This is a genomic window from Lottiidibacillus patelloidae (genome assembly GCF_002262935.1).
Taxonomy (GTDB): domain Bacteria; phylum Bacillota; class Bacilli; order Bacillales; family SA5d-4; genus Lottiidibacillus; species Lottiidibacillus patelloidae.
The window spans coordinates 122,225-138,980 of sequence record NZ_NPIA01000001.1 but is presented as its reverse complement, the minus strand read 5'-3'; the positions used below and the strand labels follow the sequence as shown (position 1 = coordinate 138,980).

The following is a 16,756-nucleotide window of genomic DNA, read 5'->3' as shown; positions in this document are numbered from 1 at the left end:
GACCCCACTTCATTGGAGATCAATCGGTTTTTTCATTGCCATGTAGAATACGTAAACGGAAGCAGTTTATCGCAGTTTCACCTAGTTCTTCTAATAATTGGTTGTTTGCATAAGCACCAACAATTGCACCGAAACCTGGTAACAGTTGAAACATTTTTATGAGATCAATATAATCACGATATTCTTGTTGAAGCTTTCTCCAGTCATTATTCTCAAGAACATGATTAATTTCCTGCCATTGACTGATTTTTTCTATCATTACTCGTTTATGTTCGTCACTCGAGAAAGCTGTTTGAAATACATATAGAAGAAATATTCTTTCTTGTTTCTCTTTATTTGAAAACCCATAAATAGTACTACATTCCATCAAGAACTTCATTTTAATACTTAACAGTAATGGAAAATCAGCAATTCCTAAGAAGATTCCTCCAGCACCAGTTCCTGCACCTTCAGCTACAGCAAGTTTTCGGTAAAAACGTAATCTCTCATGTACAAAGTTTTCTCTTTCCTCAAGTGTCTGTACGTGAGTTACATCAATTTTTGTCATATAACTCGTTCCTGAAATAGTCGCTTCAACCATTCCTTTAATTGCGGAAGTAATAAGTTTATGTACTTTTTCAGGAACCTTTTTATTTATTTTTTGTTGGATGTTACGTGCAAACATTTTCCTTCTTGAAGTTTTGTAAAAATGCTTTCGCTTCCATCTATTTAGCTCATCTTTAGCATGTAGTTCATATCTATTCACTTATTTTTACTCCTTAGCGTTTTAGTTTTAAGACAATACGAGAGTAGCTCATGATGATAATTACGCTAATAACGAAAGCAAAGAGTTCGTATAAGAAATTTTTAGTTTGCAGCAAGATGACAATACTTAATAAAATACTTTGAATTATTAATAGTATTTGAAATACATTTCGAAATTGCTTTTTTCTATCTTCCAATGATATTGGATACAAATTAATTAAAATTTTCACATCAAAATGCTTCCATAGTGATAAAAGTTGGAAACCGCTTAAATATAAAAATAAAAAGTAAATTGCGATCGTTGCATATGCATTTGGAATGAATAAAATTAGTATGCTTCCGATAAAAAGTAACCTAACATAAACTCCAAAATAATCTCCAGCCCTTAGGAATGTCCGCCAATATAAATATGCAAATGGACCATCTTCTTTTCGGACAAGTAATTTTATGAGTTGTGTTAATACTTTTCTTGGTTTAATTTTCGACTTCAAATGCGGTACATCCGTAAATAAATTGGCTAAACGATAGAATGATGCAACACTATTTTCCTCTATTTTAATTAATTGCTCCCATAAAATACGATCCTTTTTCCCAAACTTATTTTTATAAAACATATACAAGCTAATCATAATCATTAACATTAATGCGATAACTAGAATGTTTGCTTGGGCAAGCAAAAAGTAAACAAACAAAAAGTTTATGGTAAAACGAACAATTAGATCTGCTCTGTGAAGTGTACGTACATTCATTAAATGAATGTACCAACTCATCAAAAGATTCCATATCTTTAACATCATGACAACGACAACGGAAATATAATACATTTCATTGGTAGCATTATCATACTTTTCATATAAAGGAAACAGCACTAATAGTAATAATCCAATATAAAATAAGTGGAACAAAGTCGAATATATCAATGATAAGCGAAAATATGGCTTCAGCTTATGCTCAAAAGGAAGTAAAAACACTTTGTCTGCTTCTCGAAGAAAAGTTCTAACTTTTCCAACTGTTAATACTGATGCAATAAGAATTGCTAATACAAACAAATAAGGAAATGTAGAATCTAACGTTTTAAGCCATCCTGCATAATAGTAAGCTGCAATAACAACAGTTATGATCACTGTGTAAATTAAGCTGTTAAGCATGTATTGTATATACCTAGATGCTTGTAACCAGTAGGTCTTTGCCCGATGAATCCAAAGATTTTTTTCATTCATAATTAATCTTCCTTCGTTAGACTGAAATAAATATCGTCTAAGTTTGCATCTTTCATATTCATTTTCTTCTGTAGCTCTTCCAACGTTCCATACGCTTTAACTTTTCCATTATGTAGGACAATAAACCGATCACAGTAACGCTCAGCTGTTGCTAAAATATGTGTAGACATTAAAATTCCCGCGCCTTGTGCTTTTTTCTTTTCCATTAATGAAAGTAAAGAATGAATACCGATTGGATCTAGACCAACGATAGGTTCATCAATTATATACACTTTCGGCTCAACTAAGAATGCACACATTATCATTACTTTTTGTTTCATTCCTTTTGAAAAATGACTTGGAAACCATTTTTTGCGCGTTTCCATGCGAAATTCTTTCAACAATATCTCCGCACGTTCTTTCCATTCATTGTCTAAGGAATATGCCATTGCTGTTAATTCTAAGTGTTCCCACAACGTTAACTCTTCATATAATATTGGTGTTTCTGGTATATAAGAAAAATGTGACCTGTATGCTTCTGGTGACTCATCGATAGTTTTCCCACAAATTGAAACAGATCCTTGCACTGGCTCCATTAAACCAATGATATGGCGGATTGTCGTACTCTTTCCTGCGCCATTTAATCCAATTAATCCAATAATTTCACCGCTATTAACATGAAATGAGACGTCATGTAATACTGGGTCGTGAATGGAGTAACCACCAACTAAATTGTTAATATCCAATAAAGGCTTCATCACATTAACTCCTTTTAAATACTTCTTTCTTCTATTTTATCAATATTTTCATAAACGTTCTAATTTTTCCATTTTAAATTTGTTTCTTTTTGTTGAATATAACTTACTCAAACGGTACATCATATGTAGTGAAGAGGGAGAGAAGTTAATAGCGAAACAGGTTGCCGATAGAGATGGGAAGTTGCTTCAAACATCATCACAACTTTGAAATGAGGTGTCTCCGAAATACAATTTAGAGAACTGCCCCATAGAAGTTAGTGCAAGGTTTAATCCTTAAACGAAATGAGATGATTGTCTTGAACAATTCATGGAGTATACGCATACAACAGAATCCATCAACCTTGAAATGAGGTGTCTACGGGAGACAGTTAACTTGTTTAACTCACATTTACCTAAAGTAGCACATTAACCAACTCCATTCTTCAATGGCAGGGCGCTTGTTTACAAGCGTCCTGCTTTTTAATTTCACTGTCATTTATGGTAAAATATATATAAAATTAATTGTGAGGTGAGTTTTTTGAGTGATTGTATCTTTTGTAAAATTATTGACGGATCCATACCAAGTGCAAAAGTTTATGAGGATGAAAATGTCTTAGCCTTTTTAGACATAAGCCAAGTAACAAAAGGTCACACGCTAGTCATTCCTAAAGTACATAAGGAAAATATCTTTGATTTAACACCAGAAATAGCCGGGCATCTTTTCCAAGCTATTCCGAAAATTGCTAATAGTATTAATGAACAATTTCAACCCGTTGGAGTAAATTTACTTAATAATAATGGGGAAGCTGCTGGACAAGCTGTTTTTCATTATCACATGCACATCATTCCTCGCTATGGAAAAGGTGATGGATTTGGAACCGTATGGAAAACACACGAAAAGAACTATACCTCAGAAGATTTATCAACTATTGCTTTGCAAATTGCTAATAATATAAAATAAAGAGAATTAAGGGGGCTTTCATATGGGGAAAGGAAAATCACTTTTCGTTGGATTTTTAGTAGGCTCTGTTGTAGCAGCCGCTACAACACTTTTAACTACTCCAAAGTCTGGAAATGAAATGCGCAAAGAGCTTATTGATAAAATTAATTACTTGAAAAAAGAAGGAAAAAACATTAGTAGCCTTTCAAAAGAAAGTGTCGATACGTTAAAAGAAGTTGCTACTGATGTCATGAATGTAATTGACAATTGGAAAGAGGATATTGAACCTCATAAGCAAAAAATACTCGATGAAATTAAAGATATTCAACGAGCGATTGACGCTATGGAGAACAAGGTCGATAACGACAAAACTGACAACTCTCATGTTTAATGAGTTGTCAGTTTTTTTTCAGCAAAAAACGTCGAAAAAAAACCCTTGATTTATTGGACAAAACATCGTAAATTATTATGGTATTTTAATTTACGAACTAGGTGGTGCAATATGAATTGTTGGAAATCGATAAATATCCATCGAGACTATGGCACTCTCCGATTATCATTGTTTTCAATAATTGTCACATTCTTTTATTTTATAGCCTTCTATTTAGTTTTTAGTGCATTTCATTATGAAGAACAATTTTATGAACTAGGATTAGTTCCATTTTTATTTGGTCTTTGTTTAATTATTCCTGTCCATAAATTAATGCATCTACTACCACTTTGGCTAACTGGAACAAAAGTTGATTTTAATATCGTTTCGATTAAAGGATTACCTATTCCAAGTTATTGTATCGATGAAAAGGTATCAAAAAATAAGACAATGTTTTCGATGTTATTGCCATTTATATCAATTACGATAACTGCAATAATCGGTAGTGTTATGTTTCCAAACTTCTTTCATTATTTTTCAATTTTTTCCTCAATAAACTTTGGATTAAGTGTTATTGACTTACTATTTTTATTTCAACTATTAAAAGCACCACGTCACGCATACATTGAAAATAGTGATGTTGGTATTGATATATTAGTAAACCAAAACTAGCATTCAATTATTTATTTGAATGCTTTTCCTATTTTTTTGCATTTTTCTATATTTAAGTAGTATAATATTTTTGAAAACCTTAATTTGGAGGTTTTAAATGATGGGTTTATTTTTTGGGTTATTTGCACTTCTTATTTTATTTGTATTTAATACGATGACTAATTCTCTTTGTATTCAAAAGGAAATTCCTGAAGAGAAACAATCAAGTGTTTTCCGGACAATTAATGTGCTGATTACCATCTTGCTTATTTCATCGTACATAGAAGTAATATTCACCTAAGTATAAAAAAAGGGAATGACTAGTCATTCCCTTTTTTGTGTTGATACAGGTCCAAGAAGATGAATGGACAAACTAACTAGTAGACAATAACATTAATTAACCTTTATTGTTTACAGCCATGCTGCTCCAACAATGATTAACAAAATGAATAATACTACGATTAACGCGAAACCGCCTCCGTAAGTGTGACCCATTATAACACCTCCTTTACCTATTTGTTCATTATTTTATGCTCGTAACACCTTAAGCGAATAGGCGCATTCCTTAGTAAATGAAAATTTTCTAAGGCAATTGCCTCACTTAGAAGCGTTATAGTAAACATCATACGCAGAACAATCATTGTTGCTTAAACAGATGCCTATAAAAACGTTAAATATTAAATTTTCACTATAAATGTAAATATGATATAGTTAGTTTGTGAATGTATACATAAGTAAATGAAAACTAGGAGTGTTAATGATGACAAAAAAATGGATGTTACTATTAGTTACAGCTGCATTTACGTTACTATTATCTGCATGTAACACTGGTTCTGGTGATATTGTTGTAAAAACAAATGCCGGTGACATTACAAAAGAAGAATTTTATGAGGAATTAAAAAGTAAGTATGGAGAAGAAGTTCTCCGTGAAATGGTTGAAGCAAAGCTTTTAGCTGAAGCTGTTGAAGTAGACAAAGATGAAGTAGACGAAAAGATGGAGAAAATTAAAGCACAATTTAATTCTGATGATGAATTCAAAACTGCTTTAGCTTCAAGTCCATATAAATCAGAAGAAGAGCTTAGAAAAGTAATTGAAAATGACCTTAAATTATTTAAATATGCTACGAAAGACATCGAAGTTTCAGATGAAAAACTAACTGATTACTTTAATGAATTTGTTAAACGCGAAGAAGTTAGAGCAAGTCATATTTTAGTTGAAGATGAAGAGCAAGCAAAAGAAATCCTTGCCCAAATTAATAATGGTGCTGACTTTGCAGCATTAGCTGAAGAACATTCGATTGACACTGGATCTGCTGTTAAAGGTGGAGACTTAGACTTTTTCACACGTGGAAAAATGGTTCCAGAATTTGAAAAGGAAGCATTTACTTTAGAAGTTGGCGAAGTAAGTGATTTAGTAAAAACTCAATTCGGTTACCATATCATTAAAGTTACTGATGTGAAAAATACTGAAAAAACACTTGAAGATAATAGAGAAGAAATCCGTGAAATGTACTTAAGTGCTAATGCTGAAAGTACGGAGAATGTCATTAAGAAGCTAATTGAAGATGGCGATATTAAAGTAATGGATAAAGATTTAAAAGATATCTTTGAATAAAAAAAGTAAAACTCGCCTTTGGCGAGTTTTTTTTATATCCTTTTAGTTCTATTGTAATTTCTTTCTTCTTTTTCTTGTTCCATTCTTTTCATATAAACTTCTCCTTGCTGTTCAATCCATTGTTCGTCCATTCTGCGCTCCTCAATTGACGTTCTTAGCACCATATATCCAGAGAATAATATCCCAAAAAGTAACATATACCCCCACCAAGGCATCCCTATTAACATTTGTTCCATTTCTATACCTCCTTACAGACAAGCTTCTTTAAGAATATATGTATGAAAGTGATTAATAGATTAGTACATATATTTCTATTTCTATAAAAAAGAAAGCTACAGAATGTTTCATTCTGTAGCTAGCAATTATCTGTCTATTATTTTTTGTAAAAAGTAGGTTTATAAAATGAGCGGTTTTCTAATGGGAAAATTCTATCCGAAAAATCCCCAGGTTCAACTCTTTCTAAAGCACGGTCCATCATATTCATTTTTGCATCAATATTATCAATATAATGTAACATTTCAGCCTCTTTAATCATAGGTGGTTTAGGGCTACCCCATTCCGCTTTTCCATGGTGGCTTAATACTAGATGCTGAAGTACTGTGACCTCTTCACCTTCTATTCCTAATTCTACTGCTGTTTCTCCAATTTCATTAACTAAAATTGATATATGACCTAACAGCTTCCCTTCCATTGTATAGGTAGTAGAAATCGGTCCTGATAACTCGTAAACTTTCCCTAAGTCATGAAGGATAATCCCTGAATAAAGTAAATCTTTGTTCAATGAAGGATATATAGTTGCTATCGCTTTTGCTAAATCTAACATAGTTACAACATGGTAAGCTAGACCGGAAACAAACTCATGGTGATTTTTTGTTGCTGCAGGAAACTCTAAAAATGCCTCCTGATGTTTTTTTAGTAAATGTCGTGTGATTCGTTGTATATTAGGATTTTCCATTTCAAAAATATATTTTGTAACTTTATCAATTACTGTTTCTTTATCAATCGGGGCTACTTCAAGGAAATCTGATAATTCTACGTTATCAAGTTCTGTCGTAATACGAATTTGTTTAATTTTCAGTTGTGATCTTCCACGATAGTTGGAGACCTCTCCAATTACTTTAACAATATTCTCAGGGCAATACACTTCCTCATCTTGCGGTGTGCAATCCCAAAGTTTCGCTTCAATTTCCCCACTTTTATCTCGTAACATTAATGTTAAAAATGGTTTCCCATTGCTAGCTGTTCCTTTTGTTACAGTATTAATTAACAAAAAATGCTCGACTTGATCTCCAACTTGATAATCAAGAATACCTTTCTTCAATTATTTCCCCTCCAAGCTCTATATATCTTTATTTGTAATTATAGCATACTATAAGTTTTACTCCGTAACAGCAGATTGTCTTAATGCAGCTTTCTTCCGCTCTAACCAAACTTTAGTAGCTAAAAAAGCAATAAGTAAAATAAATGCACCTGATAAAAATGGAAAGTATATATTTAATTTAAAGAGCGCAGTAGCGAAAAGAGGCCCTACTACATTTCCTAAGCTCATAAATGAGTTATTTAATCCCATAATTGCACCTTGTTGTTTCCCTGCTAATTTTGAAATTAATGAATTTACCGACGGGCGGAGCAACGAGTTTCCAATAAAGAAAATAATCGTAGTTAAAATTATAGTAATGTAGTTAAAAGCAAGTGTCATAACGATAAAACCAAAAGCACTTAATAATAGGGCTCCTTTTACAAGCCTCTCATCACCGAACTTTTTACTTAATCGACCTACTAAACCACCTTGAACTATTGTTCCTACAATACCCGTTATAACAACAATCGTTGCTACTTCATCAACTTTGTAATCAAACTTAACGAGTGCATAATATCCAAAAACTGCTTGGAAATTTGCTAAAGCAAAGCTTAGAATAAATATTAATATTAATAGATATCCTACCTCACTTTTTAGAGCCACTTTCATTTTTTCAAATTGACTCTGTTTTTGAGTAACTTCTTCCCTGTCTTCTTTCTTTAGTGATTCCTTTAAAAAGATCAACGCTAATAAAGCTGCAAACGAAGCTGCGATACCCGCAAATAAGAAAGGTGTTGCTAAATTATCTTGTGCTAACCACCCGCCGATTCCTGGTCCGATAACTATACCAAACGCCATTGCAGCACCAAGCATTCCCATTCCTTGGGCACGCTTTTCATTTGAAGTAACATCCGATACATATGCCATTGCTGTTGGCATTAGTGCCGAACCAAATGCACCCGCAATCATACGAGAAACAAAAAGCATCCATATGTCTGTGGCAAAAGCAAAAATAAATTCCCCTACAGAAAAACCAATCAATCCTAATATTATCAATGGTTTCCTACCGATTCGGTCAGAAATATTCCCCCAAAAAGGTGCCAATAAAAATTGCATTAGTGCAAATATCGCAAATAAAAATCCAAGTGTAATTTCTGATGCTCCAAAATCTTCAACATAGTAAGGTAATACTGGTATGACTATACCTATCCCTACCATAATGATAAAAAGACTAAACATTAATATTATAAGTGAGCGTAAATTTTTCACTAGCTTACTTCATACCCTTCTTCCTGTATTCCATTAGCTTTTACAGAAAGTGTCGTGACTTCTTTATCTGTAAAATGTATGAGCAAATGGTGATGACATGTAAAAAAGATAACTTGATGGTCTTCTGATGCTTTCCTTAACACTTCCACTGCTCTTTTTGTTCTAATACTATCAAAATTGACAAAAATATCATCAACGATTAGCGGATATGGTGTTTGAGATGGATAAACATTAGCTAAGGCTAATCGAAGAGCTAAATAAAGTTGTTCTTTCGTACCTCTACTTAATTCTTTTGGAGAAAATCTTCGCCCATCTTTTCGTTCAACGATAAAACTATTTTCTTCTATAGGTGCTAATATCTTAACATAGCGATGTTTTGTAAAGATTGTCAAGTATTGCGTAGCTACCTTGATTACTTTAGGTAACCTTTCTAGTCTAAATTCATTCTTTGTCCGTTCAAGAACATTAGATGCTATTGCAAGTACTGCCCATTCCTCTGCTAATTTATTTAATTTACTTTTTTCAATTTCATATTGTTGCAGTAATTCTGAATAGCTTCCGTCTGCTTCGAGTTGTTCTGTCAATAGATTGTTACTTGTTATTTGCTGTTGAACCTTTTCTTCATCGGTCATTAGAGCATTCAGATGCGTTTCAAGTTCATAAAGTTCTTCCTGCACTTGTTTTTTCCCATTATTTAGCTTTTTATTAACTACTTCTTTTTCTTCAGCTTTTATTTGTGTAGATAGCTGCGCATCTAACAACGTAATTTTTTGTTTAATGTCATTTGCTTTTTTATTTACATGTGCTTTTTTTATGAAATCTTCTTCGTTTGTAACATTTGCTTGCTTTAGCAATTGTTCACATTGTCGTTCAATACTTAAACATTTTTCATTCCATTGCGAGTAATTCACCATAAGTTTCTTTTTTTCGTTTTCAAATTCTAGCTTTTTATATTGTTTTTCTTTCTCGATAGACAGTTTCGCATATAACGTTTCAAAAACTCTCTGCCATTTCTCCTGGAAATCTATCGAACATATAGTACATAGCGCTTTAACTTCCTCATCCCAAAAAACTAATTCGTTATGCACTTGTCTTTCTGCTGTTTCTAACCTTTGTAAAGTAAGTACTTTTTTCTTTCCTTCTTCTAATAAGTTAAAAGATTCTCGGAAAGCTTTCGTACTTAATGTTTCATTAAAACGGTATTGTTTAGCCATACTCTTTAGTTTATCTTTTAACAAGTCCTCCTCATACTGCCAATCTACAAATTGTTCTGTATATTTTTCATGATTAGATTCAGCATTTAGAAGTAATGCTTTTTGAGCACGAAGCGTATAAGTAGCTTGTTCGTGTTCTTTTAGTTTCATTTCTATCTCATTTTTTGTAAGTTCGCTGTTTAATTGCTTATTTAATACTTGTAATTTTTGCTGGAGTTGATGCAAATTGTTTATTTTACTACTACTTTTATCTCCAATATGTAAGAAAAAGAAAATCGCTGTTAATAAAAAGACACCACCTGCAATAATGAGTTCACCTTTCAAAAAAAGTACAGCAGTTAATCCTAGCAATGAAAGTGGAATAACTTTTTCCTTCCAACTGTTTGTAATATGTAGCAAGGTACCACTTTCTACTTCTTTTAGATTTTTCTCAAGAAGCTCTTTTTCTCCAATTATCTTATATTTCTCATTAAAAGTAATTTGTTCGTCTTCTGTCAAAAGCATTTTTTCATAATGTTCCTTTTCTTGCAAAAGTTCATCTCGCTTTTGTTTAGACTGAAAATAACTCTCTTCGAAAAATTTCTTTTTCTGTTCATGACTTTCGATAGAATCTAACAATAGAATTAGTTTTTCTTTAGTAGAAATACTTGTATCAACATTTGTTAAATCTGAAATAGACCAATGTTTTCCTAACTTTTCAACTAAAAGTTGCAAATCTTCCCTCAAATTTTTTATATCTAATTCAAGTGTTGCCTTTTCTTTTAGTTTAACATCATAAAGTGATTCATTCTCACGAACATGTTGTATTCGCTTTTCAGCTGCAAGAATATTTCTGTTTTCTTTAATTTCATTTATATTTTTCTCAATCTCATTTAACTGCCTTTCATAATGCTTTTGCTCGGCTTTGACAGTTATATATTGACTTTTCCATTGCTCAAAGCGATGTAACCCTTCTTCTGGGAATGGTTCGTATGTAGTTAATTCTTGTAATTGGTATAGCAACTGCACTTTTTCTTCATGTAACGGTAATAAGGACTCTACTTTTTCTAACGTTTTATATTTTCCAATTAAGTCACTTTTATCTTGTTTTATTTGTTCAAGACGCACATGTAGACCTTTTTGATTTTCAAGCATGTGGTCATAAGATTGCCGCTTCTCTTTCCAAGCATTAATTTTTGACTCTAGTGTATCTAACACTTTTATTTGTTCATTTATTTTTGGTTTTTTTCCGCTGACGCGAAATAATTCTTGTTGCTTTTTTTCTAAGCGTTGTTCAATTCCACTGATCGATACATTACCTGTCATCCCTGCACCAAGTAAAAAGTCATTTAGTTCATCATCTTGTATCTTTTCAATGTCTTGTAAACCATCTATTCCAAAGGAAAAAATTCCTTCAAAGTGTGTTTCATCTATTTCCGTTAAGATTTCAGCTAAAAAATCTTCTCCTTTTTTGCTACCATCTTCACAAAAGACTGTTATATTTTTATTTTCATCTATTCTTTCAATCGTGAGAGTTCCGTAATTTTTCGTTTTGATTGATACTGAACCACCGTATCTTTTACTACCTTTTGGCAAATATATATTTTTGTTTCGGTTTGGAAATCCAAATAATATACATTTAATGAAATTCATCATTGTTGATTTTCCAGCTTCATTTACACCGTAAATCACTTGAAAATTTTCATTAAATGTCATAGAAAAGTTTTCAAACTGACCGAATCCATAAATATCAATTTTAGTAAGTTTCATTAACGTTGCACCTCCTTATGTAAAAGTTACCTTCTTAATAAATCCATTAAAAGCTCTACCTCTGCTTTTTCAATTAATTCTTTCTTTCTTTCTTCATCCAGATCTTCTAAGTATTTTTTTGCTTTACGGTGTGTGAATAATGGTGATATCGCTTCTTCAATTAAATCCTCATTAGACTCAATCATCTTTAACACTTCACCTGTAAAATGTTGCTTTTCTTTTAATGCTTCACGATCCCAATTTTCTCTAGTTACTATTTTGCTAGAAGTTACTAAACAGAAATTATCCTTTCCCTCTTCCCCTTCATTTAAATAAGAAATGAGTTCTTCCACTACTTGCTTATCTTGAAGTAAGTGATGAAGTTCACCGATCCCAATAATTTGCAAATGAATAAGTTTAGCTTTGCTATCACTTCGTATTGTTTTTATTTTTTCCTCACAATAATGACATAGATCATCGTAAGAAGTAATATCGTTTATTGCTATTTCAATAGCTTCCCAAATAAGAGGAGCGGTGTTCACAAATGTCGTTTTCGTATTAAGTTCATCAATTTCTACGATGTAACAACCTTTTTCTCCTAATTCCTTGCGATGTCTCCCTTGGATGTTTCCTGGGTAAATAATAGGTGGGTTATTATGTAATGATTGCTTAATATGGATATGTCCTAGCGCCCAGTAAGAAAATTCTTTACTCAATAGTTCTCTAACTGTAAAAGGTGCATAATTATCATGATCCGAATTTCCATCTATATTCCCATGGAGCATGCCAATATGATATGGCGCATCGCCACTTTTAACATATTGTTCTGTTTTATTTTCTCTTACCGCTCGCTCTGAATAGCTAAAACCATAAATATTTGCAATTGGTTTCCCCTCTTTAACAAACGGTTTGCTTGTAACGTTCTCACTACTAAAGATGTGAACATTTTCCGGCCAAGAAATTTCTATCCAGTTTCCACCTAAATGGTCATGGTTTCCGTGGCTTATGAAAACTTGAATTTTATTATTATATAACCTTTCAATCTCCTTACGGAAACGTGTCTGTGCCATTAAACTTCTATCTTCTCCATCAAAAATATCACCGACAATTAACACAAAGTCTACTGTTTCATCAATTGCGACATCAACGATTTTGGCAAAAGAGTTAAACGTACTTTCCTTAATTTTTTTTAATATTTTATTGGGGAGGTTCTCCATGCCTTTAAAAGGACTGTCTAAGTGAAGGTCCGCTGTATGAATAAACCGAATTTTACTCATTTTCATTCCCACTTTCATCGCTTACTATTGGTATTAAGTTTACCATACGGAAACATACGTACGCATCTTTTCGAGGATCATAATCTGTTTGATTTTTTATATGTTTTAAAGAAGGATATAAAGTAGATTCTACGAATAAGTAAAAAGAGAAGTTTTAATAGAGGAGTTGGAACGATGAAAACTTATAGGTTAACAGTTTTCGCAAAGGACGGTAGCAAACTATTAGATGAAACATTTGAAGCAGTTTCAGAAAAAGAAGCTAAAGAAATAGGGAATAAAAAATTAACGGAACATAACCTAGAAGGAAATACGAGTCGTGTTACTTCTCCAACAGGGAAGTTAGTGCTATTTAATAGGTAAGACATCTTTCATTAGAGTGAGGCTGGGACACAAGTGCCAGCCTCATTTTGTAAATGAAATCATAAATTGTATTGCTACAGGACCTAGTAACACGATAAAAAGACTTGGGAAGATAAATAGTACTAAAGGTATCATCATCTTTACCGGTACTTTCATTGCTTTTTCTTCTGCGCGTTGCTTGCGCTGTTCTCTAATCTCTTCAGATTGAACTTTTAAAACTTTTGTTAGCCCAATTCCAAGCTTTTCCGCTTGAAGAATCGCACTAATTAATCGCTGTATTTCCTCAATTTCAAGCCGGTCCTTTACACCACTTAACGCTTCGCGCCTAGTCTTTCCAAGTCTCATTTCTTCCAAACACCGTTGAAACTCTGTTGATAATACTCCTTCTTTTTTTGATACAAGCTTTCCAAGTGCTGAATCAAACCCTAACCCTGCTTCTAAACTAACTGTTAATAAATCAAGAATGTCTGGTAATTCTTTTAAGGCAAGGGCAAAGCGTTTTTTCATTTTTCCTTTTAAATATTGATTTGGAAATAGTAAGCTTACAATGGTACCAATGAAACCAAACACAAAAATGCTCGACGTATTTCCTTGGAGTAAATATCCGTAGTAACCAAACACAACTGGCAACAATAAAAATAAAGCGATTTGAAATAACCGAAAGTCTACTGGCGTCATATTAAAAGGTGATCCTGCCTGCAAGAGTTTCTTTTCTAAAACGTCTTGTTTTTCTCCAGGCATTTTCCGTTTATAATTTTTCTTCATTTCGTTTAAAATTGGTACGACAATTCTCTTAATAAACGTTTCGCCAGCTTCTTGATCTTTTTCTTTCACTTGTCTCGTTTCTGTAATCATAGCAATTCTTCTATTAATCTTGTCATTTCGTTCAACTCGAAACTGCATTAGTGAGAAAAGAAACAGAGTAGTACTTATGAAAAATAACATGTATATCATGATTATTACACCTCAATTACTGTCATTTTTCTTATGATAAAAAAGCCAATACTTCCCGAAAATACACCACCAGCTAGCATCATGATTCCAACGGGATGCTGGAACAACAATAAAATGTATTCTGGTTCAATTAAGTAGATAAAGAAACCTACGAATACTGGTAGTAACCCAATTACTACACCGGATATTCTGCCTTGGGCAGTTAATGTTACTAACTGGCGCTTGATTTTAATTCGATCTCGAATTGTTTGAACAATTTTCTCTAATACTGTTGCTAAATTCCCGCCAACTTGACGTTGGATGACGATTGCTTGAATCATTAAATCTAAATCATCACTTGGCATTCTTTCTTTTAATAAATTAAGAGCATCTTCAACAGATGTGCCATACTGCATTTCTTTTAATACAGCTTTTAACTCTTCTTCCATTGGTCCTTCTGATTCCTCAGCAACTGTCTGTAGCGCTTGCGGGAAACTAAATCCTGCTCTTAATGATCCAACTATTGTCGCAATCATATCTGGCAGTTCGGCATTAAATTTTTCCATACGTTTTTTTTGTTTACTTTTCAACCACCACTTAGGGAATAAGAACCCTATAACGACTCCTAAAAATAAAAATGCAATTTTACCAGTTATTAAGTAAAATAAAAATCCTAAAAATGCAGTTGAAAGTAGCTTAAATATAATATATTCTTCTGCTTTTAATGGGACTCCAGCTCTTGAGAGCATTAAATCTAACTTCGGATTTGCCTTTTTAACAGTTCTTTTTTTATTTTTACTTTGTTTAGACAATATTACTTTTAATGTCTCGCCAAAGCGTTGCCTATCAATCTTTTTATTTTCATAACTTAAATAGTGTCTATACCTACGTTCTAACCTCTTTTCACTTCTGAAAACTAATTGAAATAGAGAATAAAAAAGCAATGTTGAGGATAATAGTGTAAAAGATATGATTATAATCACTTATCCCACTCCGTTCCATTAATAAACACACTCGGTGGTATATGAAGACCTGAACTTTCTAATCGTTCGTAAAATTTAGGACGAACACCCGTCGGCATTAACCTACCAATAACCTTCCCTTCAGGTGTCACGCCTTCTTGTTTAAATGCAAATATATCTTGCAACACAATGACATCACCTTCAAGCCCTTGAACTTCAGTTATGTTTGTAATTTTTCTCGACCCATCTTTTAATCTACTTTGTTGAATGATGACATCAATTGCACCTGCAATTTGTTCACGAATTGCCTTTATCGGGAGATCAATTCCAGCCATCAACACCATCGTTTCTAATCGTGAAATCATATCACGTGGACTATTTGAGTGACCGGTGGCTAATGAACCATCATGTCCAGTATTCATTGCTTGTAACATATCAAGAGCTTCTCCACCACGGACCTCACCTATTACAATTCGGTCAGGACGCATCCGTAAGGAGTTTTTAACAAGGTCTCGAATTGATATTTCGCCTTTTCCTTCAATATTTGCAGGTCTTGATTCTAGTGAAACAACATGGTCTTGTCCTAATTGAAGCTCCGCAGCATCCTCAATTGTTATAATTCGTTCATCATTTGGAATAAATGAAGACAAAACATTTAATGTAGTCGTTTTTCCAGAACCTGTTCCTCCACTGACAAACATATTTAAGTGAGCTTTTACACAAGCATCTAGAAATTGTCCCATTTCTTCTGTTAATGTGCCAAAACCAACTAAATCATCAATCTTAAATGGGTCTTCAGAGAACTTTCTAATTGTTATTGTTGGACCGTTTAAGGCTAATGGAGGAATAATTGCATTAACACGAGATCCGTCTGGAAGACGGGCATCAACCATCGGGCTACTCTCATCAATCCTTCTACCAATTGGTGAAACGATTTTTTCAATGACTTGAAGAACATGTTCATCATCGCGGAAATTTACATTCGTCAACGTTAACTTTCCTTTTCTTTCTGCATAAACCATATTTGGTCCATTTACCATCACTTCTGATACATCCGGGTCAAGAAGAAGCGGATTAATCGGTCCAAAACCAGTAATATCATTTATTAAGTCATCTACTACTTTTTTTCGTTCTATACCTCTAAATGTGTCGTCTTCCTTAATCATTTCAATTGCCATTTGATCAATCTGTGGAACTATTGCTTCTAAATCATTGTCTTTTGATTGATTAATGATTTCTTTATGGAGGCGGTTTTTTAACTCATTCTGCTTTAATAGCAACTGCTGTTGTTTACTCTCGTCCGTTTTAGTAGTCGTATTACTTTTCGCTACTTTTTCTATCGTTTTTGCTACATTAACAGTTTCGTTCTTCGGAGGGATTTGAGTAGGATTATTTTGTTCAACTTCCTTGTTCTCAATAGGTTTATTTTTCGCTTGTATTCGATCAAGTAATTTCAT

18 protein-coding genes are annotated in these 16,756 nt (G+C 33.0%); 6 read left to right on the top strand and 12 right to left on the bottom strand.

The features are described 5' to 3' along the window. Window positions 1-19: 19 nt before the first annotated feature. The 3 genes from CIB95_RS00845 to CIB95_RS00835 are packed head-to-tail and all read right to left on the bottom strand — an operon-like array spanning window position 20 to window position 2,701. On the bottom strand, window positions 20-745 hold the full coding sequence (locus tag CIB95_RS00845) for an EcsC family protein (protein WP_094920593.1): 726 nt from the start codon (window positions 743-745) through the stop codon (window positions 20-22). Between the two features lie 13 nt (window positions 746-758). Further along, on the bottom strand, window positions 759-1,964 hold the full coding sequence (locus CIB95_RS00840) for an ABC transporter permease (RefSeq protein WP_094920591.1): 1,206 nt from the start codon (window positions 1,962-1,964) through the stop codon (window positions 759-761). 2 nt (window positions 1,965-1,966) lie between these two features. After that, window positions 1,967-2,701, bottom strand: a complete 735-nt coding sequence (locus CIB95_RS00835) for an ABC transporter ATP-binding protein (protein WP_094920588.1) — start codon at window positions 2,699-2,701, stop codon at window positions 1,967-1,969. Between the two features lie 517 nt (window positions 2,702-3,218). Here CIB95_RS00835 and CIB95_RS00830 point away from each other — a divergent pair. The 4 genes from CIB95_RS00830 (at window position 3,219) to CIB95_RS00815 (ending at window position 4,942) form a co-directional block, all read left to right on the top strand. Next, entirely contained in the window at window positions 3,219-3,641 is a 423-nt protein-coding gene (locus CIB95_RS00830) for an HIT family protein (protein WP_094920585.1), read from the top strand. 22 nt (window positions 3,642-3,663) lie between these two features. Then, on the top strand, window positions 3,664-4,011 hold the full coding sequence (locus tag CIB95_RS00825; RefSeq protein ID WP_094920583.1) for a YtxH domain-containing protein: 348 nt from the start codon (window positions 3,664-3,666) through the stop codon (window positions 4,009-4,011). Between the two features lie 111 nt (window positions 4,012-4,122). Further along, entirely contained in the window at window positions 4,123-4,662 is a 540-nt protein-coding gene (locus CIB95_RS00820; RefSeq protein ID WP_094920580.1) for a DUF3267 domain-containing protein, read from the top strand. 100 nt (window positions 4,663-4,762) lie between these two features. After that, window positions 4,763-4,942: a hypothetical protein gene (locus CIB95_RS00815; protein WP_094922084.1), complete on the top strand. Its 180-nt coding sequence runs from the start codon at window positions 4,763-4,765 to the stop codon at window positions 4,940-4,942. Window positions 4,943-5,052: 110 nt separating this feature from the next. Here the strand turns inward: CIB95_RS00815 and CIB95_RS00810 are convergent, their stop codons facing one another. After that, a complete protein-coding gene (locus tag CIB95_RS00810; RefSeq protein ID WP_094920577.1) occupies window positions 5,053-5,136 on the bottom strand; it encodes a YjcZ family sporulation protein in 84 nt (27 codons plus the stop codon). Between the two features lie 262 nt (window positions 5,137-5,398). On the opposite strand from CIB95_RS00810, the gene CIB95_RS00805 reads away from it, so the two are divergent. After that, complete coding sequence (locus CIB95_RS00805; protein WP_094920574.1) at window positions 5,399-6,256, top strand: peptidylprolyl isomerase; 858 nt, start codon at window positions 5,399-5,401, stop codon at window positions 6,254-6,256. Between the two features lie 32 nt (window positions 6,257-6,288). Here CIB95_RS00805 and CIB95_RS00800 read toward each other — a convergent pair whose 3' ends face one another. The 5 genes from CIB95_RS00800 to CIB95_RS00780 all read right to left on the bottom strand — a co-directional run bounded on the left by CIB95_RS00800 (window position 6,289) and on the right by CIB95_RS00780 (window position 13,044). Further along, window positions 6,289-6,483, bottom strand: a complete 195-nt coding sequence (locus CIB95_RS00800) for a sporulation YhaL family protein (RefSeq protein ID WP_094922081.1) — start codon at window positions 6,481-6,483, stop codon at window positions 6,289-6,291. A gap of 146 nt (window positions 6,484-6,629) precedes the next feature. After that, window positions 6,630-7,577 (bottom strand): 3'-5' exoribonuclease YhaM, encoded by a 948-nt coding sequence (gene yhaM / locus CIB95_RS00795; protein WP_094920571.1) that lies wholly within the window; start codon window positions 7,575-7,577, stop codon window positions 6,630-6,632. A gap of 57 nt (window positions 7,578-7,634) precedes the next feature. Next, window positions 7,635-8,825, bottom strand: coding sequence for an MFS transporter (locus CIB95_RS00790; protein WP_094920569.1), 1,191 nt, complete (start codon window positions 8,823-8,825; stop codon window positions 7,635-7,637). Continuing rightward, complete coding sequence (locus tag CIB95_RS00785) at window positions 8,825-11,788, bottom strand: ATP-binding protein (RefSeq protein WP_094920566.1); 2,964 nt, start codon at window positions 11,786-11,788, stop codon at window positions 8,825-8,827. The genes CIB95_RS00790 and CIB95_RS00785 overlap by 1 nt, the downstream gene beginning before the upstream one ends. A gap of 26 nt (window positions 11,789-11,814) precedes the next feature. Continuing rightward, window positions 11,815-13,044 (bottom strand): metallophosphoesterase family protein, encoded by a 1,230-nt coding sequence (locus CIB95_RS00780; protein ID WP_158217536.1) that lies wholly within the window; start codon window positions 13,042-13,044, stop codon window positions 11,815-11,817. Between the two features lie 174 nt (window positions 13,045-13,218). Between CIB95_RS00780 and CIB95_RS00775 the strand changes: the two genes are divergently transcribed. Further along, window positions 13,219-13,404, top strand: coding sequence for a YhzD family protein (locus tag CIB95_RS00775; protein ID WP_094920561.1), 186 nt, complete (start codon window positions 13,219-13,221; stop codon window positions 13,402-13,404). 42 nt (window positions 13,405-13,446) lie between these two features. Here the strand turns inward: CIB95_RS00775 and CIB95_RS00770 are convergent, their stop codons facing one another. From CIB95_RS00770 to CIB95_RS00760, 3 genes are read right to left on the bottom strand one after another with little or no spacing between them, the layout of a single operon-like run. Further along, window positions 13,447-14,358 carry a type II secretion system F family protein gene (locus CIB95_RS00770; RefSeq protein WP_094920558.1) on the bottom strand — a complete coding sequence of 304 codons (912 nt, stop codon included), beginning with the start codon at window positions 14,356-14,358 and terminating at the stop codon, window positions 13,447-13,449. A gap of 5 nt (window positions 14,359-14,363) precedes the next feature. Then, on the bottom strand, window positions 14,364-15,320 hold the full coding sequence (locus CIB95_RS00765) for a type II secretion system F family protein (RefSeq protein WP_094920556.1): 957 nt from the start codon (window positions 15,318-15,320) through the stop codon (window positions 14,364-14,366). Then, window positions 15,317-16,756 carry a CpaF family protein gene (locus CIB95_RS00760; RefSeq protein ID WP_094920553.1) on the bottom strand — a complete coding sequence of 480 codons (1,440 nt, stop codon included), beginning with the start codon at window positions 16,754-16,756 and terminating at the stop codon, window positions 15,317-15,319. Before CIB95_RS00760 ends, CIB95_RS00765 begins: the two co-directional genes overlap by 4 nt.

What these genes read in the sequence shown, in the direction of transcription:
- CIB95_RS00825 (WP_094920583.1), top strand. Translation starts at nt 3,664, where the DNA reads ATGGGGAAAGGAAAATCACTTTTCGTTGGATTTTTAGTAGGCTCTGTT.
- CIB95_RS00785 (WP_094920566.1), bottom strand. Translation starts at nt 11,788, where the DNA reads ATGAAACTTACTAAAATTGATATTTATGGATTCGGTCAGTTTGAAAAC.
- CIB95_RS00815 (WP_094922084.1), top strand. Translation starts at nt 4,763, where the DNA reads ATGGGTTTATTTTTTGGGTTATTTGCACTTCTTATTTTATTTGTATTT.
- CIB95_RS00770 (WP_094920558.1), bottom strand. Translation starts at nt 14,358, where the DNA reads ATGATATACATGTTATTTTTCATAAGTACTACTCTGTTTCTTTTCTCA.
- CIB95_RS00775 (WP_094920561.1), top strand. Translation starts at nt 13,219, where the DNA reads ATGAAAACTTATAGGTTAACAGTTTTCGCAAAGGACGGTAGCAAACTA.
- CIB95_RS00820 (WP_094920580.1), top strand. Translation starts at nt 4,123, where the DNA reads ATGAATTGTTGGAAATCGATAAATATCCATCGAGACTATGGCACTCTC.
- CIB95_RS00810 (WP_094920577.1), bottom strand. Translation starts at nt 5,136, where the DNA reads ATGGGTCACACTTACGGAGGCGGTTTCGCGTTAATCGTAGTATTATTC.
- CIB95_RS00840 (WP_094920591.1), bottom strand. Translation starts at nt 1,964, where the DNA reads ATGAATGAAAAAAATCTTTGGATTCATCGGGCAAAGACCTACTGGTTA.
- CIB95_RS00805 (WP_094920574.1), top strand. Translation starts at nt 5,399, where the DNA reads ATGATGACAAAAAAATGGATGTTACTATTAGTTACAGCTGCATTTACG.
- CIB95_RS00800 (WP_094922081.1), bottom strand. Translation starts at nt 6,483, where the DNA reads ATGTTAATAGGGATGCCTTGGTGGGGGTATATGTTACTTTTTGGGATA.
- CIB95_RS00760 (WP_094920553.1), bottom strand. Translation starts at nt 16,756, where the DNA reads ATGAAATTACTTGATCGAATACAAGCGAAAAATAAACCTATTGAGAAC.
- CIB95_RS00780 (WP_158217536.1), bottom strand. Translation starts at nt 13,044, where the DNA reads ATGAGTAAAATTCGGTTTATTCATACAGCGGACCTTCACTTAGACAGT.
- CIB95_RS00835 (WP_094920588.1), bottom strand. Translation starts at nt 2,701, where the DNA reads ATGAAGCCTTTATTGGATATTAACAATTTAGTTGGTGGTTACTCCATT.